General features: G+C 51.7%; 21 protein-coding genes. 10 read left to right on the top strand and 11 right to left on the bottom strand.

Translation table 11 applies throughout. The features are described 5' to 3' along the window. The first annotated feature begins 49 nt into the window (after positions 1 to 49). The gene (locus CR46_RS0100860) at positions 50 to 2053 is read left to right on the top strand and encodes a sigma-54-dependent Fis family transcriptional regulator (RefSeq protein WP_035536112.1); all 2004 of its coding nucleotides are present in this window, start codon (positions 50 to 52) and stop codon (positions 2051 to 2053) included. A gap of 72 nt (positions 2054 to 2125) precedes the next feature. Here CR46_RS0100860 and dauA read toward each other — a convergent pair whose 3' ends face one another. Beyond that, positions 2126 to 3877, bottom strand: coding sequence for a C4-dicarboxylic acid transporter DauA (gene dauA, locus CR46_RS0100855; RefSeq protein WP_030069186.1), 1752 nt, complete (start codon positions 3875 to 3877; stop codon positions 2126 to 2128). A gap of 237 nt (positions 3878 to 4114) precedes the next feature. Here dauA and CR46_RS18505 point away from each other — a divergent pair, with 237 nt between their 5' ends. The 3 genes from CR46_RS18505 (at position 4115) to CR46_RS0100840 (ending at position 6450) form a co-directional block, all read left to right on the top strand. Beyond that, a complete protein-coding gene (locus tag CR46_RS18505) occupies positions 4115 to 4306 on the top strand; it encodes a CopG family transcriptional regulator (protein WP_320055278.1) in 192 nt (63 codons plus the stop codon). 107 nt (positions 4307 to 4413) lie between these two features. After that, positions 4414 to 5268 carry an AAA family ATPase gene (locus tag CR46_RS0100845; protein ID WP_030069180.1) on the top strand — a complete coding sequence of 285 codons (855 nt, stop codon included), beginning with the start codon at positions 4414 to 4416 and terminating at the stop codon, positions 5266 to 5268. A 3-nt stretch (positions 5269 to 5271) separates the two neighbouring features. Further along, the gene (locus CR46_RS0100840) at positions 5272 to 6450 is read left to right on the top strand and encodes a vWA domain-containing protein (protein ID WP_030069178.1); all 1179 of its coding nucleotides are present in this window, start codon (positions 5272 to 5274) and stop codon (positions 6448 to 6450) included. Positions 6451 to 6555: 105 nt separating this feature from the next. On the opposite strand, the gene CR46_RS0100835 is transcribed toward CR46_RS0100840, so the two are convergent. From CR46_RS0100835 to CR46_RS0100825, 3 genes are all read right to left on the bottom strand, one after another. Then, positions 6556 to 7086, bottom strand: coding sequence for a cytochrome b (locus CR46_RS0100835; RefSeq protein ID WP_030069175.1), 531 nt, complete (start codon positions 7084 to 7086; stop codon positions 6556 to 6558). 193 nt (positions 7087 to 7279) lie between these two features. Next, entirely contained in the window at positions 7280 to 8698 is a 1419-nt protein-coding gene (locus CR46_RS0100830; protein ID WP_035536110.1) for a hypothetical protein, read from the bottom strand. Between the two features lie 387 nt (positions 8699 to 9085). Continuing rightward, a complete protein-coding gene (locus CR46_RS0100825) occupies positions 9086 to 9646 on the bottom strand; it encodes a hypothetical protein (RefSeq protein ID WP_030069171.1) in 561 nt (186 codons plus the stop codon). A gap of 171 nt (positions 9647 to 9817) precedes the next feature. Here CR46_RS0100825 and CR46_RS0100820 point away from each other — a divergent pair, with 171 nt between their 5' ends. After that, positions 9818 to 10210 carry a RidA family protein gene (locus tag CR46_RS0100820; RefSeq protein ID WP_030069169.1) on the top strand — a complete coding sequence of 131 codons (393 nt, stop codon included), beginning with the start codon at positions 9818 to 9820 and terminating at the stop codon, positions 10208 to 10210. Between the two features lie 63 nt (positions 10211 to 10273). Here CR46_RS0100820 and CR46_RS0100815 read toward each other — a convergent pair whose 3' ends face one another. Continuing rightward, a complete protein-coding gene (locus tag CR46_RS0100815) occupies positions 10274 to 11725 on the bottom strand; it encodes a cobyric acid synthase (protein WP_030069167.1) in 1452 nt (483 codons plus the stop codon). Between the two features lie 177 nt (positions 11726 to 11902). Between CR46_RS0100815 and CR46_RS0100810 the strand changes: the two genes are divergently transcribed. After that, a complete protein-coding gene (locus CR46_RS0100810) occupies positions 11903 to 12823 on the top strand; it encodes a glutaminase (RefSeq protein ID WP_030069164.1) in 921 nt (306 codons plus the stop codon). A 7-nt stretch (positions 12824 to 12830) separates the two neighbouring features. Here CR46_RS0100810 and CR46_RS0100805 read toward each other — a convergent pair whose 3' ends face one another. Continuing rightward, positions 12831 to 13694: a bifunctional transcriptional activator/DNA repair enzyme AdaA gene (locus tag CR46_RS0100805; RefSeq protein WP_030069161.1), complete on the bottom strand. Its 864-nt coding sequence runs from the start codon at positions 13692 to 13694 to the stop codon at positions 12831 to 12833. 182 nt (positions 13695 to 13876) lie between these two features. Here CR46_RS0100805 and CR46_RS0100800 point away from each other — a divergent pair, with 182 nt between their 5' ends. Further along, entirely contained in the window at positions 13877 to 14470 is a 594-nt protein-coding gene (locus CR46_RS0100800) for a LysE family translocator (protein WP_030069159.1), read from the top strand. On the opposite strand, the gene CR46_RS0100795 is transcribed toward CR46_RS0100800, so the two are convergent. Further along, positions 14435 to 15349 (bottom strand): helix-turn-helix transcriptional regulator, encoded by a 915-nt coding sequence (locus tag CR46_RS0100795; RefSeq protein ID WP_232222325.1) that lies wholly within the window; start codon positions 15347 to 15349, stop codon positions 14435 to 14437. The two genes, CR46_RS0100800 and CR46_RS0100795, sit on opposite strands and share 36 nt — an antisense overlap. A gap of 156 nt (positions 15350 to 15505) precedes the next feature. Here CR46_RS0100795 and CR46_RS0100790 point away from each other — a divergent pair, with 156 nt between their 5' ends. Together CR46_RS0100790 and CR46_RS0100785 are read left to right on the top strand one after the other, a co-directional pair. Beyond that, complete coding sequence (locus CR46_RS0100790) at positions 15506 to 16324, top strand: DUF1206 domain-containing protein (RefSeq protein ID WP_030069156.1); 819 nt, start codon at positions 15506 to 15508, stop codon at positions 16322 to 16324. A gap of 9 nt (positions 16325 to 16333) precedes the next feature. Then, entirely contained in the window at positions 16334 to 16939 is a 606-nt protein-coding gene (locus tag CR46_RS0100785; protein ID WP_030069153.1) for a YqaA family protein, read from the top strand. A gap of 40 nt (positions 16940 to 16979) precedes the next feature. On the opposite strand, the gene CR46_RS0100780 is transcribed toward CR46_RS0100785, so the two are convergent. Then, on the bottom strand, positions 16980 to 17465 hold the full coding sequence (locus CR46_RS0100780; protein WP_030069151.1) for an Lrp/AsnC family transcriptional regulator: 486 nt from the start codon (positions 17463 to 17465) through the stop codon (positions 16980 to 16982). Between the two features lie 142 nt (positions 17466 to 17607). On the opposite strand from CR46_RS0100780, the gene CR46_RS0100775 reads away from it, so the two are divergent. After that, entirely contained in the window at positions 17608 to 18219 is a 612-nt protein-coding gene (locus tag CR46_RS0100775; RefSeq protein WP_030069149.1) for a LysE family translocator, read from the top strand. 375 nt (positions 18220 to 18594) lie between these two features. On the opposite strand, the gene CR46_RS0100770 is transcribed toward CR46_RS0100775, so the two are convergent. The 3 genes from CR46_RS0100770 to CR46_RS0100760 form a co-directional block, all read right to left on the bottom strand. Continuing rightward, entirely contained in the window at positions 18595 to 18912 is a 318-nt protein-coding gene (locus tag CR46_RS0100770; RefSeq protein ID WP_030069148.1) for an antibiotic biosynthesis monooxygenase family protein, read from the bottom strand. 103 nt (positions 18913 to 19015) lie between these two features. Next, positions 19016 to 19423 (bottom strand): DUF4019 domain-containing protein, encoded by a 408-nt coding sequence (locus CR46_RS0100765; protein ID WP_030069147.1) that lies wholly within the window; start codon positions 19421 to 19423, stop codon positions 19016 to 19018. 176 nt (positions 19424 to 19599) lie between these two features. After that, positions 19600 to 21009, bottom strand: a complete 1410-nt coding sequence (locus CR46_RS0100760; protein WP_232222324.1) for a YfcC family protein — start codon at positions 21007 to 21009, stop codon at positions 19600 to 19602. Positions 21010 to 21053 lie beyond the last annotated feature (44 nt).

The following is a 21053-nucleotide window of genomic DNA, read 5'->3' as shown; positions in this document are numbered from 1 at the left end:
AGCGCATAGGCTAAAAGAACAATAACAACAGCGCCCAATGAGTAACGCCATGCTGCATCACACGCACGCCACTAAACAGTTTCAGGCAACTACACAGCTTCAGTCTGAACAGCGTCGACATATCGAGCATATTTTTCAGCTCGGTGAAGGGCTAGACGCCCCCTGCTTACCTGCACAGGCCACCATTCGTCGTTCCTGGCTGCGCTGCCTAAATGACTATCAGCTAGACCCCACTCACCCACGCCCAGCACGGGTAGTACCTCAGCAAACCCTGATTGAGCACCGCGAGTCTGTTGACGAGTTACTGCATGTCGCCCGCGCTGGGGTCGATCAGCTCTATGGACAAATAGCCCAACTTGGCTACGTGCTACTGGTCACCGACCACCGCGGTATTACCGTTGAGTTTCGCGGTGATCCCAACCAGGACCAGCAATTACGCAAAGCAGGCCTCTACTTGGGCGCTGACTGGGACGAACGCTTTGCTGGCACCTGCGCTGTTGGCACCTGTTTACATGATCGCCAGGCCATCATCTGCCACCGCCAGGAACACTTCGATGCTTCCCATATTTCACTGACCTGCACCGCCGCCCCCATTGCTGACCCTCAGGGTAATGTGATGGCCGTGTTAGATATCTCCGCGCTGCAGTCACCTACGCAACACGAAAGCCAGAATTTCAGCCTATCGCTAGTAACGCTTTATGCACGCATGATTGAGGATGCCTATTTTCTTCAGCGCTACCGCGACTGCCTGATGGTGCGTCTAGATACTTCCCGAGAATTTGTCCACGTCAACGGGCGTGGCTTAATTGCCATTGAAGAGAATGGACAGGTGATCGCCGCCAACGCCGTAGGCCGCGAACTCATCGCCGAGCACCAGCATCGCTGGCCACCGTGGTCTGCAAATCACACCCCAATGCTGGGTGAACTATTTGAGTGTGAGATCGCCGATATACTCAGTATTAATAGCGGTACTGATGATCAATTGCGTGCCTTCCGCGCTCGCGCCAGCAACACCATCCACTTTATTAGCCTTCTGGAACCCCGCCGCCCTCGCATGGCACAACGGACAACACCGCCTGCGTCTGAACTGCCGGAACCATTGGCCAGGCTAGGTGCCGACGACCCCGCCATGCGCAAAGTGCAAAAGCTGGCCGAACGTTTGCGCAATGAAACCAACGTTAACGTGCTGATTAGCGGCGAAACCGGCACCGGCAAAGAGGTGGTTGCACGCGCACTGCACAAAAGCGGCAATCGCGCCAAACAACCGTTTATTGCGGTTAATTGTGCGGCCATTCCCGAGTCATTGATTGAAAGCGAACTGTTTGGCTACGAACCTGGCGCCTTTACCGGTGGCCGTTCAAAAGGGATGCGTGGGCTTATTCCTCAGGCCCATGGTGGCACGCTGTTTCTAGACGAAATCGGCGATATGCCATTAGCGCTACAAACTAGGCTGTTACGCGTGCTGGCCGAACGGGAAGTCATGCCGCTAGGCGCTAACACGCCAGTAAAAATCGACATTCGCGTTATTACAGCAACCCATCGACATATCGAAGAAATGATTCAGCAAGGGGAATTCCGCGAAGACCTCTATTACCGGCTTAACGGCGCGCAGCTGCGCTTACCCGCATTACGTGAACGCGCCGATAAACTGTATGTTATTCGCCGCGTATTTGAAGACATCGCCACCGAACGCGCCACGCACGTATCGCCGCGCCTGCGCGCAGATGCCATCAGTGCACTACTCGCCTACTCCTGGCCCGGCAATATTCGTCAGCTTAAAAATGCCCTCGCCTTTGCCCTGGCAACCTCAGAAAGTGACGAAATAACCGTTCACGACCTGCCAGAACAGTGCCTTAGCCAACGAATTACTCGCCACGAAGCGACGCAGCTTGTAGCCGATGTCAGTGAATCTCAGCCAGGCTCACTTACCCACCTGCTCAAGCAACACCACTGGAATATTAGCGCGGTTGCCCGTGCGCTAGGCGTTTCACGGCCTACGGTCTACCGGCAAATGCAGCGCCAAGGAATAGTGCCCCCCAATTGGCAAGGATGATAAATCGATACTGACGCGCTTATCGGCCTTTAGGAGTTCTGTGCTATTAAACAGAATCGACTAGACAGACGATCAAGCGTGCTCTTTCTGCCAGCGTTGGGCCACGACGCTTGCTTGTTCCAAATGACGACAGTACGTCAATGACCCAGCCACCTTGTGAATACCAGCACGGCGCAATTTAACGATGATTCTTGTTTTCAAGCCGACGATAATCAGTCTAACGCCCTGATGCTTCATTTCAGCGATTAATGACTGAAAAGCCACAATGGCGGTGCCATCCATACTTAGCACATCGTGCATATCGATAATGACTGTTTCAATCGCCGGGTCGATCAGATGCAGTGATTTAAGCGCTTTTTCCGCAGCCCCAAAAAACAGCGGGCCATTAATGTCATAAACTGCCACCTTTGCGGGCAGCCCATGGGTTGTAGAGTGATGGTCAACATCAATTTGATCAGTCTGAGTCAGCATGGACATTCTTCGGATGAACAGAGCAGCGGCCAACCCAACGCCCACCGCAACGGCCAGAACCATATCGAAAAGCACGGTTAAGCCAAAACATATCACAAGGATACTCACATCCCCTGGAGGGGCTGAACGTAGCGTTTTCAGGAAGTGACGTGCCTCACTCATATTCCACGCGATAATAAACAGCAGTGCGGCAAGGGCTGCCATAGGCACCAAACCGAGCAGCCCAGCAAGTGCAACGACCGCAAGTAAAACAACGAGCGCATGAATCACAGCAGATATCGGTGAGCGGGCCCCACTACGAATGTTGGTGGCCGTGCGCGCAATCGCAGCCGTTGCGGTGATGCCACCAAAAAGAGGTGCAACAATATTTCCCAACCCCTGGCCGATCAGCTCAGCATTGGGGTCGTGCTTGGTCTTCGTCAAACCATCTGCCACAACCGCGCATAACAACGATTCGATAGCTCCCAGCATCGCAATAGCAAACGCCGGGCCTAAAAGTGCCCGGATTAGCTCAAAGCTTAACTGCAGAGGCTCACCATCGGCCCCTGGCAAACGCCAAGGGGCCATCAACGTTGGCGGAATAGGCGGGATTCCATGACCTGTTTCTCCATTTATTTCCCAGGTAAAACGGGTCGCTATCGTTTCCACAGCATTTCCCACGCCGGGACCACTCAACCAATGGTTCATCCCATAAGCGACAAACGCCCCGACAGCTAACCCCACAAGAGGCGCAGGGATGGGTATGTGTAGGCGTGGCCAGATAAGCATGACGATCAACGTGAAGGCGCCCACGCTCAGTTCAAGCGGGTTTAACGTGGGCATGGAAGAGACGATAACGGTGACATTCTCGACAAAGTGCTCACCAAGCTTACCTGTTTCCAGGCCGAGGAAATCCGGCACCTGCAGAACGGCAATCACAACAGCGATGCCTGCTGTAAATCCAAGCACGACTGGGTAGGGAACAAATTGAATCAGTCGGCCCATCCGGGTAACGCCTAGCAGTATCAAGATAACGCCAGCCATCATTGATGCGATGAGCAAACCGCCTAGCCCGTACTGCTGGACAATCGGGAAAAGGATGACGACAAAGGCAGCCGTCGGGCCAGACACGTTGAAACGGGCACCGCCCGTTAGCGCGATGATGGCACCCGCAACAATCGCGGTGTAAAGACCATGCTGAGGGGGCACTCCTGTAGCGATTGCCAAGGCCATTGACAGAGGCACTGCCACGGTACCAACGGTGAGGCCTGCCATCACATCTCTGCGTAAATCAGCGAATCCATAACCGTCCCGCCACGCGGCGCGAAGCCCAGTGGCAATAGGAAAGTTAACGGGAAATTTTTGGCGCGACATACGCTAGCCCTCTTTGTAGTCACCCATCTTGGCAATCGATCTCTCTGCAATGCAGCACATTTGCCGGGAAAGCGTTGCCCAAAGCAGTCGGCCTAGAGAGCGTAATTATGTTAATGACATTAACATGTGGTTATAATTTTATGCAATTGACACAAGATACTCTCTAGTGTGGTGACGGCTAAGTCATTGCGATAACAAAGATAGCGCATTAACATTAAATGTTAATGTTATGGAGGGATGGTAATGGAAAAGAAGACTGCTCGGCTCACGCTGCTCATAGATCCTCAAAAGAAACAGGCCTTTGAAAAGCTATGTGCATCACAGGATCTGACGCCCTCGCAAGTAGTGCGACAACTAATACGTGACTACCTACATAAGCACGATGTGGATTACTTAGCGCAGATAACCAAAAATGAACAAACACCTTGAGCTGACTGCATAGAAGCTGTCGTTAGTTGGCCTTGGGGTTTACCCTCACGTACACTTGTTTGAATCTATTTTTCAACAACTCGTTTCGACAAGCCGAGGCACTCCCCATGGCGTTTGATTCTACCTCTTCTTACATCGCAACTGATGCACTCAAACAGGCGGTCAACGCTGCGGTCGTGCTGCAGCGTCCACTGCTTATTAAAGGCGAACCCGGCACCGGTAAAACCCTGCTGGCCGAGGAACTCGCTGAATCCCTGGGCACTAAGCTGATTACTTGGCATATCAAGTCCAGCACCAAAGCCGCCCAAGGGCTTTATGAGTATGATGCGGTCAGTCGCCTGCGCGATTCCCAGCTGGGCGTTGAAGGGGTGGAAAATGTCGGTAACTACATCAAGCCCGGCAAGCTGTGGGAAGCCTTCACCGCGGGCGAGCGCGTGGTTCTGCTGATTGATGAAATCGACAAAGCGGATATCGAGTTTCCCAATGACCTGCTGCAAGAGCTGGATCGTATGGAGTTTCATGTTTATGAAACCGGCGAAACCATCCGCGCCGAACAGCGCCCGATTATCGTGATCACCTCAAATAACGAAAAAGAACTGCCTGACGCCTTCCTGCGTCGCTGCTTTTTCCATTACATCGAGTTCCCCGACCGCGAGACCATGCAAGCCATTGTGGATGTCCACTTCCCAGATATCGCCCCCAAGCTGGTCGGCGAAGCTTTGGAAGTGTTTTTCGATCTGCGCAACGCTCCAGGGCTCAAGAAAAAGCCCTCTACCTCGGAGCTTGTCGATTGGCTCAAGCTGCTAATGGCCGACGAGCTGGCCCAGGAGGCGCTCTATCACCGCGACCCAGCCAAAGCCCTGCCACCAATGGCGGGCGCGCTGGTTAAAAACGAGCAGGACACTCATCTGCTAGAGCGTCTAGCATTTATGATGCGTCGCCAAAAGAGTACGGGGCGCTAAGCCATGTTTATTGGTCTGTTTGATGCCCTCAAACGTGCCGGTGTGCCCGTTTCACTGCGCGAATTGCTCGACCTTCACGCCGTGGTAGAACAAGGCGTCGTGTTTGCCGATATGGACGCGTTTTATCAAGTAGCGCGTACCGTCATGGTCAAAGATGAGCGCTACTTTGACCGCTTTGACCGCGCCTTTGCTGCCTGGTTTAAAGGCATTGAAGACATGGATTCGGCCATTGAGGCGCTCATTCCCGATGAATGGTTGCGGCGCGAATTTGAAAAACAGCTCAGCGACGAAGAGAAAGCCAAAATTGAATCCCTAGGCGGCCTTGAGGAGCTGATCGAGACCTTTAAAAAGCGCCTAGAAGAGCAAAAAGAGCGCCATGCAGGTGGCAACAAGTGGATTGGCACCGGTGGCACCAGCCCTTTTGGGGCGTATGGCTACAATCCAGAAGGCATACGCATTGGCCAGGATGGCTCGCGCCACCGTCGCGCCACCAAGGTGTGGGACGAGCGACGCTTTCGCGATTACGATGACTCGCTTGAACTTGGCACCCGCAATATCAAAATGGCCTTACGGCGGCTGCGCAAGTTCGCCCGCCAAGGCGCATTGGATGAGTTTGATGTGGACAGCACCATACGCGAAACCGCGCGGGATGCGGGACTGCTCAATATCCAAATGCGCCCCGAACGTCATAACGCGGTTAAAGTGCTGCTGTTTTTAGATGTCGGCGGGTCGATGGATGATCATATTCGCGTCTGCGAAGAGCTGTTCTCAGCGGCACGTTCCGAATTCAAGCATTTAGAACATTATTACTTCCACAACTGCCTTTATGAAGGGGTTTGGCGCAATAACATGCGGCGCCGTAACGAACGCATCCCGACCATGGATGTGTTGCACACCTACGGGGCGGACTATCAGGTGGTGGTAGTCGGTGATGCCGCCATGTCGCCTTACGAAGTTACTCACTCTGGCGGCAGCGTAGAGCACTTCAATGACGAACCAGGCGGCGTGTGGTTGAAACGTTTAACCGAGACGTTTCCACGCTTGGCATGGCTAAACCCAATGCCCCCCCGTGCCTGGGAATATACCTATTCGACCCAGTTAATTCGCGACGTCATTGATGACCGTATGTACCCCATGACCATGGAAGGCCTGGAGACGGCGATGCGCGAGCTAGCCAAGTAACACAGTCACGGCGAACGCTTTCCCCTGCCTCGACGCTAGCCAAAAAAACGGCGCGTTCAATTGAACGCGCCGTTTTTGTTCGCTTAATTAGCTAACACCTTATCACTAAGTCATGCGTGACAGCACATCGTGGTTAGTCAATTTTCGATGCAAAATTGCCATCACCACATGTCCCACAATCAACGCCAGCAGTGCCCAGCCGAGTTCACCATGCAACAAACCGCCAAGATCTGTCATCCAGGCAATTTTTTCACCATCGAAGCCAGGCATTAGGTTAATTCCAAACACATCTAGCGCTCGGCCTGAACCGTACTGACGAATCAGCGCGATGGTCGGCACCGCAATCATTAGCCCGTAAAGCGCCAAATGACCCAGTTTAGCCATCACGCTAACGGATGGCGGACGGCGCGATGTATTGATTAACGCCCAGGCGACTCGCATGACCACAAGCGCCAGGAGCACAACGCCCACTTGGCTGTGAGTACCCCATAAAAAAGACTCGAGCGGCGTGTCCTCAAAAAACACCCGCGCCGCAGCACTGCTGAATTGCCATACAAATAATAGTGCCATCCCCCAGTGGAGCAGGCGGCTGACCACTCCATAGCGTTTATTAGTATCCATCACTGCTAGCGCCATATACGGTTCCTCGACCTCAGTAATCAACAATATGACTATTTTAGCGAGCTTAGCGAACAACATCATGACAAGAGCATGGAGTTTTGTTGCCAATCGTGGAACGCACTGTTCCAACAAAAACCGGTGAGCCTATAGCCCACCGGTTTTCAAACAGACTAACGTTAACGCAAGCTTTGCATTAACTAATACTTAACTAGCGGGCTGGTTTTTCTTCTGCTTCAACCACCAACTCCTTTTCTACCGCCATATCTTCTTCTACATGGATAGGCTCTTCAGCCTCATCATTGGCATGGCTGCGTGAACGGTGCTCAATCATGAAGTACAGAATTACCCCAATACCCAGCCCCCAGGCTGCGCCGTGGGTAGCCAACACTACGCCCATAATCCCGGCAACGCCCATGGCGGTGGCGTTCTTAATTTGCTCAACTGCCACTGCAATGCATAGGTAACCAGTAATCAACAGCGTGATCGACAGCGCAATTGGCAGCACCGGGCGGAAAAGCGTTACCAACGGCAGTAAGAACAGCGCCAGAAATCCAACAATCCAAAACACTGATGCCCCTGAGTAGATGGTATCCATCGCCCCGCGGCCATAGCGGTAGCGTTCTGCAATGGTTGCCATCGCTCCGGTAAAGAGCGGCCCAGCCAAGCCAGGGTAAGGGGCAAACATGGAGTGCATCAGGTTACGCAAACCGGTAATTAGGTGTACCCGATCGACATTCACCTCGATTTTTTCATCCGGACGCAAATGGTCGACACGCTTAATAAGGCTTTGACCAACAATAATGTCACCAAATGCAATGATGTACGCGATGATAGCCGTTGGGATTGCCGCCACCAGAAGATCAATACCCGGCGCGCCAATGGTGAACGGTAGGTAGGCCCAGATACCGGCAAAATCGGGTATCGCAATGCCCCACTCAACCGAAGGCATCGGGTATTCGGCAACTCCCCAGCCAATCGCCATGGTGATTAGCATCCCCGGCACCATGCCGTAGGCGGCGATATTGCGTGCCCAGCGAAACTTCTCAGTCAAGTCACGAAATGACAGTGAAAACAGCACATAAAGCGTAATTAAACCGCCAATCCCCAGCGAAATAGGCGTTTCGTACAGCCTGCCCCCAACGCTAATCTCGCCGCTAATTGCCGCAATGCCTGCGCCGAGCAAAATGCCTGCTTTGATTGAATCCGGCACGCTGTTAACAAGCTTTGTTCCTAACCGAGTTACCGCCATAAATAGAAAAATTGCGGTGACCATGAGCTGTAGAGCTACCATCGCGCGGATTGCTTCCGGCCCCGGCTCAAACTGGCCGATAAACAATAGCACTACAGGTATCGCGGGCGTGATCCAACCGGCCACAAACGGAACACCCAACAACGGGGGAAGAATAAAACCAATGCCGCACACGACGACGTAGGCCAACGCCACTTCATAAGGAAGCCCTAGATATTGTTCTAATAGAGGAATCATCCCTAGCCCGATAACAAACATTACCAGCGCTTGGATGGTCTCAGGTATTTCCCAGCGGAAATGAATAAAGGGTAGGCGAACTTTGAATGGGCCAACGGGCCAGTAGGGATGTTCTTCCCCATATTTTCGTTTGAGCAGCACGACGATTCCTCACGGTGTCTGGTTGTTCATTATTGAATCCTTGTGAGTATTGTTATTGTTAGATGCGTGCTTTTTACTTAGCTATCCACCAAGTTAATATTCGACTTTTCGTGCATACCCCCTTTATGGCTGACACAAATATTGTTGACACACTGGCTAGAAAATAATCCTACACGGGTTAAATAAGCGAAAAATACGCTTAAAAACCGATAAAACCATTCAAACTGTCGACAACATAGCAATAAAAAAACGACGTTTTTGTAAACGTCGTCTTTTAGTCTTAGCTATATAAGAAGCAGCGTAATAACACCTAACGATCAGGAGCAGCAGGTGCCAAGGGGTAGCCGCCCTGCCGTTATCCACCTACTCACTGAGTGCTCTATCGCCTTACAAGGTAGTAGGGAAGCTGTTTAAACCTGATAAAAAAGCGTCTTTGGCATCGGCAAACGCAGCGGAGTCATGCTTAAAGCGACGTAGTATCAGCGCTTCATCCAGGCACAAGGTGGGTGCTAGATCATCACTATGCTTGGCTGGGTGGCGGGCACCTAAACCAATGCGTCGCCCTTTCACGCCATCAAACCAACGCTTAAATCCGCACTGCTGATAAAACGCTTCTTGGGCAGCATCACTTACCTCAACACGTAGCGGAGCTTTGAGAATTAACTCACTGATTAAGCGTGCTTTAGCGCCTTCAACAAATTCGCAAGCGTGAGTGACCGTCATTCCCTCGCCAGCTTCATCCAACACTAACAACGCTAACGCCAGAGGCTTACCGTCACCATCGACACCCGCTAACAAACGAGCTGCTTCTTGGTCGAACAGCACATTTTTAGTACCGGTAAAAACCACTAGGGGCGTTAAACCTGCTTGCTGTCCATATACCTGCGCACACAACGTTGCCAAACATGCATCACGCGGGGCGCTCTGACTAATGTGAACTACCTTCATTACGCTCTCTCATGAGGATTTAAAATCGCCCCAATAACTGGCAGGCTGTAAAAAGCCGCCAGCGTAGAGCAAACCAACAATAAGCACCAGTCTGTTGAGGCCGGAGGAACTAGCCGCTGCAGGCATTGTCCCACCAGTGCGACACGCTTATGTTGTCGCTAAGGAGCACTAATGCCACAGTTTATTAACGACCCAACGCTACCCAAACCATCGTTTCCCGGTAGCCACATGGTGATTGACGAACACTATATGTTTATTTCTGGCTTAACCGTTGCTGACCTTTCTAACGGTAAAGCTGCCCGTGGCGATGTCAAAGAAGAAACACGCCTTGTAATGCGCGAACTTGAACGTATGCTAGCGCAAGAAGGCGGTACCTTAGCTGATGTTGTTCGCGTCGATATTCACCTAAGCGACTTACGACAAATCAATGCCCTAGACAGCATCTACGCAGAGTTTTTTGAGCCAGGTTACTACCCGGCCCGCACCTGCACAGAGTCACCTAATATTTGCGGGGGCAGCACCGTCGAAATTACCCTGATGGCAAAGCGCCCACCGCAAGAATAAGGGCTAAATCAATCAGTACTTAATCAACCAGTACTTAATCAATCAGTACTTAATCAAGGGCGCTTAGTGCGCCCTTATCATTGCTAAGATCGATTCTATATCTAAGTGTGCTTCCAACGTGTCAGCTAGCCGCTCCAGCGCTTGTTCACGATGGGCACGATAATCGACAGGTGCCGCACTCTCTAAGCCTAACGTAGTCAGCAACGCTTGGCAGGTTTCGGGATGGTCAAACAATCCATGCAGGTAAGTACCCATCACTTGGCCATCGATACTGGTAGCGCCATCCACGTGGCTACCTAAATCAAACAGCGGCCGATTGAGTGCATTCCCTTTGCTTACACCATTGTGAATTTCGTAGCCCGACACAGCCGCTTCTTGCCCCACCATGACGCCGCTGACATTGCGCAGCTGCTTACCCGCGACCATACGTGTGGACATCTGCAACAGCCCCAAACCTGCTACTTTCCCTGGCGCGCCTTCCAAGCCGTCTGGGTCATCCACCCACTCGCCCAGCATTTGAAAACCACCGCAAATCCCCAGCACCTTGCCGCCGTAGCGCAAATGGCGAGCAATCGCCTCTTTCCAGCCCTGGCGTGTTAGCCAGGCTAAATCGCTGGCGGTGCTTTTGCTCCCTGGCAGTATCATTACATCAGCAGGTGGAATCGGTTGGTCTGGCCCTACAAAAGTAAGCGATACCTGGGGATGTAAGCGCAGCGGATCAAAGTCCGTATGATTGCTGATACGCGGCAACGCGGGAACAATGACCTTCAGGGTGTGATTGGCTTTTTCAGCTTGAACCCGACCAATGCTATCTTCAGCATCTAGCAGGAGGCCCTGCAAGTAAGGCAGGGTTCCCAGTACCGGCTTGCCAGTATGTGCTTTTAACCACTCAAGCCCTGGTTCTAAAAGTGCAATATCGCCCCGAAAACGATTAATAATAAATCCTTTTGTGCGTGCCTGTTCGCTGTCGCTTAGTAGCGCCAGTGTTCCTACTAGCTGAGCGAACACACCGCCGCGGTCAATATCGCCCACTAATAAAACCGGACAGTCTGCAGCTTCGGCAAAACCCATATTAGCGATATCGTCTTTACGCAGATTGATTTCCGCCGGACTGCCCGCACCTTCGGCAATGATGACATCAAAACGGCTTTCCAAGGTCTGCCATGCCGCCATAACACTCTCTTTCGCCGTGCGCTTAAACGCGTGGTAATCCAGTGCATCCATATGGCCATGCACTTGACCGCGTAGAATCACTTGGGCACCGCGATCACTCTCCGGCTTTAATAGCACCGGGTTCATATCACTATGGGGCACCACACCCGCCGCCTGTGCCTGTAGCGCGGTGGAACGGCCAATTTCACCCCCATCGCTGGTAACGGCGCTATTAAGCGCCATGTTTTGCGGCTTGAAGGGCGCAACTGAAATACCACGGCGCTTTAACACGCGACAAAGCCCGGCAACCACCGTACTTTTGCCTGCATCCGAGGTAGTCCCCTGAATCATTAATGTGGTCATGCCCGTCGGCCCTTGCTGAAAGTAGCCGAACTGTAGCCGCCGAACAGGTCGTTAGCAACGTACAAGATCTCCCAACAATGCGCATAGCCCATGGTATTTCGGTATCGTCTTCGAGCAGACAAGCATGCTAGTTTCCGCTAGGGTAGCGCCTCACGCTGCCAAACGAATTCGAATTAGATGCAAGAGTTACTCAATAAGATTGCCGCCGAGCTTGCCCTTGAAACCGAGCGGGGAAAAGTCGCTGACTATATTCCCCAGCTTGCCCATGTGGACCCCAGCCAATTCGCTATCAGTTTAGCTACGGTAGACGGCCAACGCTTCTCTGCAGGCTGCGCCACCACGCCGTTCTCAATCCAGAGTATTTCCAAAGTTTTTACGCTAACCATTGCGCTGGGAAAATGGGGCGATGGATTATGGTCGAGGGTCGGACGCGAGCCTTCTGGCGACCCGTTCAATTCCATTGTGCAGCTTGAGCACGAAGGCGGTAAACCGCGCAATCCGTTTATTAATGCCGGGGCAATTGCGATCGTTGACGCCATCATGATGGGCCACGAACCTAAAGAGACACTGGCAGAAATTCTTAGCTTTGTACGCTATATCGCCGACGATAACAGTATCTGCTTTGACCATCAGGTAGCAGCTTCAGAAATGCAGCATAAAGACCGCAACGCCTCGCTGGCGCATTTTATGAAAGCCTTTGGTCGCCTGCGCCACGATGTCGATAAAGTGCTCGGCACCTACTTTCACCAGTGCGCGATTGCCATGAGTTGCGAACAGCTTGCTCACGCTGGGCTATTTTTGGCCTCTGACGGCGTCAATCAGCCGAGCGATTTACGCGTGGTATCACCTCAGCGAGCGCGGCGGATTAACTCACTGATGATGATGTGCGGCCACTACGATGCGTCCGGGGAGTTTGCTTTCCGCGTTGGCCTACCCGGCAAAAGCGGCGTAGGCGGTGGAATTTTGGCTATTGCTCCTGGGCGTGGTTCGCTGGCCGTGTGGTCACCAGGGCTGGATAAATACGGCAATAGCTTGTTGGGCACACGCGCGTTGGAAATGTTTGTCCAACACACTGGGTGGTCGGTGTTTGGGCATTAGTTCAGAGTTAATGCGGCTCAAGCAAGGGGGAGTGCTGGGCCGCTTCCCACGCCTGGACCTGCTGCTTGGTTTCAATGCCCCAGCGGTAGCCGCCTAGCGCACCGCTTTGTTGGATTACCCGATGGCAAGGAATCCACAATGCAATGGGGTTTGCACCCACCGCATTTCCGACGGCTCGAGATGATTTCGGCGTGCCAAGTGCCTGAGCAATTTGCGAGTAGCTCGCCAACTGCCCTTCAGGAATGGTCAGCAGCGCGCGCCATACGGCAATCTGGAAATTAGTACCGCTCACGTGGAGCGACAGCGTGGCAGGCGAATGGTTAGCGCACTTTGTTTTAGTAAATGGTGTAAACAGGGCCTCTACCGCATAACGAGTGGTGTCAGGGCAATGACAGAGCGTACTACGTGGCCACTGTTTCGCTAGTGGCGCCAGCAGCGCTTCCTGGCTGGTAGACGCCACAAAGGCCATTCGACAAATCCCTCTCGGCGTTATCGCCACTAACATCTCGCCAAAAGGCGTGGGATGTAACCCATACGTAATCTCTACCCCCTCTCCTTGGCGCTTAAACTCACCCGGCGTGACCGCTTCTAACTGTACAAAGTGATCATAAAGCCGCGAGCCGCCGCTCAGCCCTAATGCATGCACGGTATTGGTAAGACTTTCTGACGATGCGATCAGTTGTTTGCCACGCTCCAAGGTCAACGCCTGTAAAAAACGCTTAGGGCTGATACCCGCATAACGACAAAACAGCCGCTGAAAATGGTAAGCGCTCAAATGTACTTGCGCCGCCACCGTTTCCAAACTTGGCTGGCTGGCGGCATTGGCCACCATATAGGCCATCGCTTTTTCGATACGGGCATAGTCATTCATAAAGACGTTCTCACCGAAGCTAAACGAGGAAAAGCACAGGGCTCTCTGAATACAGCACAAGCTTAACCAGACCGTGTCGTCAGGCCTACCCGAATCTTGCGCAATATCGTGGCATCTCAATTTTGTTCAATACTCTTTTCTCGCGCTCTTGCAAGCTCTTGATTCTGTTTAGGAGGACAACAATGAGCGTTTCACTACTGTTACCAATGTCTGCATTTGCCCTTGCCGCGTCTATTTCCCCAGGCCCAGTCAACCTTGTTTGCCTGAGTAGCGGCACCCACTACCCTATCGCCAAAGGGCTTATCTTCGTCACGGGTGCGACATTGGGGTTTCTAGCACTTTTCCTGGCGACTGGAGCAGGGCTCTATTCACTTCTGAACGCACTACCGCTACTGGAGGAAATATTACGTTGGGCGGGGCTACTTTTCTTACTTTACTTAAGCTACCAGCTTTTCCAGCATAATGGCTCGGTTCATAACCAGGACACGGATAAGCCACCAGGTTTTATGACCGGCGCGATGATGCAGTGGTTAAACCCTAAGGCGTGGCTGGCGTCTGCCGCTGGCATTGGGGCTTACACCAGCAGCAATGACCCTTACCAGTTATGGCTCTTCGCTGCTCTCTACCTACCCATTTGTTGGCTGTCATTGGCAAGCTGGGTTTATGCAGGTGCTTTTCTTAAACGCTACGTTCACCGCCCATTCATTCTGCTTACCATTAACCGCACGCTGGCGGCTGGCCTAGCTGCCAGCGCTATTTTCCTGCTGCTTGAGTAGCGGATAGCGATACTGATTGGGTGTTGCCGCCACTAACCGCTTAAAGGTTCTCTGGAAGTGGGGTTGGTCGTTAAAACCGGCTAACAGAGCTGAATTAACGATCGACTCCCCCTGCTTAAGCGCCCGCTGGCCAAGCTGAACACGGCGATTAATCAGGTAAGCATGGGGGGTAAGCCCGTAGTGTTGCTTAAACGCTCGGATGAGATGACCAGCGCTATACCCCGTTAACTGGCACAGCGTTTCAAGCGAAACATCAAACGCAGCATTCACATCACAATAGACGGCCGCAGCATGCAAGCCATCAGGCGGCTTCGACCTAGAGACGGTCGTCTCATGCGTCAATGCCAGCATTAATGCGGTAAGAAACTCTGTCACTGACGCGTGCTTGATAGAGATCGCGCGCTGTTCATCCAATAAACAAGCCGCCATTTCGCAATAGCGAGCATAAAGCGCTGGCTGTGAGACCACCGCCGTATCGATATCACTCCAGACGGGGGTCTCCAGCGTGCCTAGTTGATAACGTAAATCCGCTAGCCATTGCGCGTCCACGTAGAGCATCAAATACGCCCAGGGCTCGTTCTCAATGGGGTTACATGCATGAACCCAATCGGGGTTCATCATGACTAAGTCACCAGCGCTAATAGGATAAGTCGACTCCCGATAACGAAACGTACTGCTGCCTGACGTAACGGCTCCTACCGACCAGTGAACATGGCTGTGAGGGGCGTAGCACACTTGCCTTGCATCGCTGATTTTGCGTAGTTCGACATAAGGCAGTCGTGAGTCGCGCCAAAAAACCGGAGGCGACCCAGCATTTGGAGACCCGGCACTTGAAGACCCAGCACTTGGAGACCCAGCACCTAAAGACTTACAGCTCATCTTCTGCTCGCATCATCAAAAAAATAGCGAATAGCCTGTTAACTTGGCCTACGCTGGACAATAGCGCAGCACACGCACAGTATAGGCCGCCAGAAAAGCACTATATACACTAGATTGCGTAGGAATTCGCAATGCCATTAACGTCAGGAGGACACCATGGCCAATCGTATGAATAACCCAGATCATCGTGATGCGATTACCCTTTTCGCCCGAATGGGCTACGCTTCTCGCGGCATCGTTTATGTATTAGTGGGTGGCCTCGCCGCCCTGGCAGCTTTTGGGCAAGGCGGCCAGACCGAAGGCAGCCGCGGCGCATTAGAGCGAGTACTTACCGCTCCCTTTGGTAAAAGCATGTTGGGCCTTATTGCTGTTGGTTTGGTTGGCTATGCCATGTGGCGCACCATCCAAGCCATTAAAGACACCGACCATCATGGTAAAGATGCAAAAGGCTTAGCGATTCGTGCGGGCTTATTAGCAAGCGCCATTACGCATACTCTTCTAGCTTTTTTTGCCGCAACGCTTATCTTCCAACTCGCAGGCTCTTCTGGAGATTCTGGAGGTGGCTCGCAAGGCGTGGCGGGCTGGCTGATGCAACAGCCATTCGGACGATGGTTAGTTGGCGGGGTTGGCTTAATCTTGATAGGTGTTGGTATTGCCCATGCAATCAAAGGCTACAAGGCCAAATTCGACAAACACTTTTCGATGCCACCCCAAACTCAACAGTGGGCCTACCCCATCTGTCGATTCGGCTTAGTGATCCGTGGACTCGTCTTCGTGATCGTGGGTAGCTTTTTTATCATAGCAGCCTACCAAATCAACCCTAATCAAGCAGGTGGTATGGGAGAAGTGTTCAGCACGCTGCGCAGCCAACCTTTCGGTCAGTGGTTGCTTGCCTTTGTCGCACTTGGGCTCTTTGCGTTTGGTCTCTACAGCCTTTTAGCGTCCGTCTATCGTCGCATTAATACTGAAATGTAGAGACATAAGATGCTTTCAACAACACGGACTAAACAGTGGTTTGAGCGCATCAATGGCTCGAAAAACATGCTGTGGCTACTCGGCACTCTATCTTTTTTAGAAACCATTATTTTGCCAATTCCCATCGAGCTGGTGTTGATCCCGCTCATGGCGATTAACAAGCAGCGCATTTGGGCAATGGCCACCGCGACGACCCTTGGCTGCCTGATAGCTTCCATTGTGGGCTATGCCGTCGGCATGGTGCTATATCAATCCATAGGTACGTGGTTTATCGAATTTATGGGTATTGAACAAAGCTATCAATCTTTCCAAACCTTCTTTGAGCAGTACGGTTTTGCTGCGATTCTAGCCATTGGCATACTGCCAATCCCATTTCAGGTGGCGATGATTACCGCCGGGCTTTCCGGCTATCCGATTATGTTATTTGTGCTGGCTGCCCTGCTAGCCCGCGGGCTGCGCTACTTCGGCCTTGCTTGGTTGGTACACCGCTTTGGCAACCGCGTAGAACTTATGTGGAAGCGTCACGCGCTTAAAACCAGCCTAGCGCTAGGCATGGTGGTTCTTGTGGTGGTCGTCGGACTTCAGACACTGGCAGGGTTGGTGATGTCGCGTTGATCGCAAAACCGAAGGCCTTCTTCATCTCTCGACTACCCCACTAGGCCTTACTGCTATTATCCAGTGGTAATGTGCCGTACTCCTTCACCGGCTGAATAGCAAAGTTGCTGCGAATATCGCTCACACCTGGTAAGCGCAGCAACGTCCCCGTTAAAAACGCCTCGTATGCAGCCAAGCTAGGCACTACCACCTGTAGCAGAAAATCCGATTCACCAGACACCAAATGCGCTGTGACCACTTCCGGCAGTTCAACCACTGCTTCCCGGAAAGCATTAGCTTGCTCTTCATGGTGTCGTTCTACCTTAATGCCCACAAACACCGTTAATTCCAGCCCGACGCTTCGACGATCAAGCTCCGCGTGGTAGCCACGAATAATGCCGCTTGCTTCCAAGCGCCGCACCCGGCGTAAGCAGGGCGACGGCGACAAATTTACTTTCTCCGCAAGCTCCACATTGGTTAAGCGAGCATCCCCCTGTAACAACGCAAGAATGCGTCGGTCGGTTGTATCTAACTGATCCATTGGCATAAGTAAGTATTTCCCTATTCCTAGCTAGCACAACATACCAATATTTGGTGATTATTGAGCGTAAATGGCAAGAATTCACTCATCACTTTAACGGTACCATGCTCCTTATGAAGTCACTACGTGTAATCTTGAGGGAACGGCCATGGAAATCGGTCTTTTTATTAGCGCATTAGCCATTGTTTACCTGATTCCAGGTCCTGATATGCTGTTGGTGCTGCATACCAGTAGTACGCTGGGCCGCGGACATGGGCTAGCCACAGCGTTAGGGTTAGCTATCGCGCGAGGGCTGCATGTGGCGTTAGCCGGCTTGGGCCTAGCCGCCCTATTTGTCGCCGCCCCGTGGCTTTTTGATGCTGTTCGTTATCTCGGCGCTGCCTACTTGATTTGGGTGGGCGTACAGCTAATTCGTACCAACCGGCGCACCGATACTAACAAACTGCAAGCATCGCTCACCGGTAGCTATTACCTAGCTTGGAGACGGGGCCTTTTAACGAACCTGCTAAATCCAAAATCGCTGCTGTTTTGTTCGGTGTTATTACCCCAGTTCGTTCACACCCAACAGGGTGATGTTGCGCTCCAGTTTACTTTATTGGGGGCTGTGCTAGTGGGTGTAGGACTTTTGTACGATGCGCTATATGCCTGCCTGGGAGCGCAGATGCAGCGCTGGTTTGCCAGCCATCAAAAAAGGCAAACATTACAACGCTGGGTATTTGGAACACTGATTATTGGTTTTGCCTTGAGGTTAGCATCTTAAATTTAATCAGCAAAAAGCCTGCCTAGGCTGTAATGCCAGTCAGTTAAGGCTGACTGGCACGCTCCCCTAGCCCCATATAACAAAGCGGCCACCTCCCAAAGCGAGCACCGCACGTCACTCCCGAGTCACCACACTGTCATTCTCGACTCACCGCACCGTCATTCCCGAGTGGGGTAATCGGGAATCCACCTTGACCTTGACCTTGGCCTGCAGCAGCCCAAAACCCCAGGTCAACATGGATTCCCGCTAAGGGCCTGCGGGAATGACGACGTGGCAGGGCCTGCAGGAATGACGAGGGCTGGGGTGGAGTCACCGTCAGGCACTTATTAAACAAAAAACGTAGCCTAGGCATAATACCTAGGCTACGTTGATATTTTAAATACCATACTCTCGCTCGACTTTGGCAATGCGCGTTTTAAAATGCTGGTACCACTGCTGATGGCCTAGTCGCTGGGCTTCCTGATGCTCTGCGTGCGCTTTCCACGCTTTTATCGAAGCCAAATCAGTCCAGTATGAAACAGTAACGCCCACTTCGTTTCGAGCAGATTCAACCCCTAAAAACCCCCGCTGCTGAGCCGCAAGCTCCACCATGCGAGCAGCCATTGCATCGTAGCCATTATCAATATTGGTGCGCAGGGAAGTAAAAATAACCGCGTAGTAAGGAGGCTCGGGCGTATTAGCAATACTAGGCATAGCATCACTACCTTGATTCGTATTGGTTACGGCATCACTCATTTACGCAAATCTATTACAAAGAGCCATTACAAAGAGCCATTACAAAGAACCATTACAAGAACTATTGCACATAATAACCACTGACTCGCCACTCTCCATTTTCCAGATGAGGTGTTACGGTCTCAATTCCTCTCGCTTTATTTTCAAATCGAGTATGAAAGATAAACACCATGTAGTCACCATCTGGCGCACCCGGCATAGATTGGTAGTGAGAGACTTGCACTTTCCGACGAGATTCTACCGGTCCAAACTCATGACGTGCTAGTTCAATGATACGTCTAAGCATGTTGGGCGATAGAGGCGTTTTTAGAAGTGGCGATGAGGTCTCCCAAGCTTGTTCGATCTCATCATTATCAATTGATTCTAACCACGCAAGCGCCGCTGCTTCTGCCGTCTGAGCAGAGACCTGAGCATAGGGAACTAGACTAAGCAGTATGGCAACGAGAAAAAAAGCGACTGATTTTGGCATGGCTGACTCTTGTGGCGGTTTGGTATTTTCATACCTCTCACGTAATTATCGGATAATGGGGAGATTTCTTTAGGGCCAACCTACATAACCGTCAAACAAATGGGGCGAAAACCCTTCTGGATTTTCGCCCCCATCATTGCTTCGTCGGCCGTTAGTTAACCGCTAAACTACAGCACTTAATAACCCACGTAATAGCCTAATACCAGCGCTGCCCAGCACATAACGTAAACTAGTACTAATAAAGGGGTAATAACGCGTAGCCACTGCGCGTAAGAAACCCGCCCTAGCGCTAGCATCGCAAGAGTGCCACCAGACGTTGGAACAATCAGGTTAGTCAAACCATCTCCCACCTGGAATGACGTGATCATCAATTGACGGCTCATGCCTATTAAATCTGCTAAAGGAATCAAAATCGGCATGGTCACTAATGCTTGTCCTGATCCCCCCGGAATAAACAGGTTGATCACGCCTTGAATAACACTTGAAGCGACAGCCGCCACAGCGGTGGGCATATCACCTACCAGAGAGCTGAGGGAATTAACAATAGTGTCAATAATCTGTGCATCTTGAAGGATGACCTGAATAGAGGCAGCAACGCCAATGACTAAGGCACCGGCTGTTACGGATGAGGCTCCTTCCATCATTTGTCTTACCAGCGCATTAGCACCCAGGCCGTTAGAGAGCCCAATAACAATCGCCATCAGCAAGAACATGGCTGCAATTTCATTGATGTACCAACCGCGGGTGAACACACCAATCAGCATGATAATCAGGCCAGAAATAAAAATAGCTAATGTAATGATGTTTTGGCGGCTCAAGGTATAATCTTCGAGACGCTTGGTTAGCTCAGCCGGGCTGTCATCGTGGTAGTCCATTTTGACAACGTAACGGCAGATAAAAAGCGCCAAGGTAGCCAGACACGCAACAACCATCAATGTACGTAACCACCAGCCTGAAAAGGTGGGTAATTCACCGATACCTTGAGCAACGCCAACGGTATATGGATTGATCGGGGATAAAGCGAATCCGATACCGATACCTCCTACGGCCATCACAACGCCGACTAATCGAGAGCAGCCAATGGCAGAAGCTATCAGCACGCCAATGGGCACGAGCGCGATATTATTCTCAAAGCCGACAGCAACGCCAAAGAAGCCATAGATAAAGGTGCCCGCAGCAATGATCAGGTTGCGACTTTTAATGCTGTTTTCAGCACCCACTCGATGAACGGCGACACCAATGGCGTTCTCCAGTGCACCTGTCCGCTGTAGAATATGAAACAGACCACCAGCAATAAACACGATAAACAGAAATTGCGATGCGTTAATCAGACCTTCCGGTATGGCGACGAAAATCTTGAAAAAGTGCAGATTCGCAACATCTGACAAGTACATGAAAGACTCAGGAATGACCGTCGTACGACCATCGACAGTCTGACGTTCAAACTCCCCTGCGGGCACAATAAACGTCATTAGGTAGGCGGCGACCAGAATGAAAAAAATTAGCACCATCGGATCCGGTATCTGCTTGTACCATTTACCTGATGCAGGGGCTTTTGTGTCTGAAACTTGCTGTTGTTGGCTCATAATCAACCCTTATGATTTTTGTGGCTTTATGTTGAGCTAGTTGG

The sequence above is a fragment of the Vreelandella neptunia genome, assembly GCF_000712975.1.
Lineage (GTDB): Bacteria > Pseudomonadota > Gammaproteobacteria > Pseudomonadales > Halomonadaceae > Vreelandella > Vreelandella qaidamensis.
The sequence above is the reverse complement of the archived record's forward strand: the minus strand, read 5'-3'. Positions and strand labels throughout refer to the sequence as shown.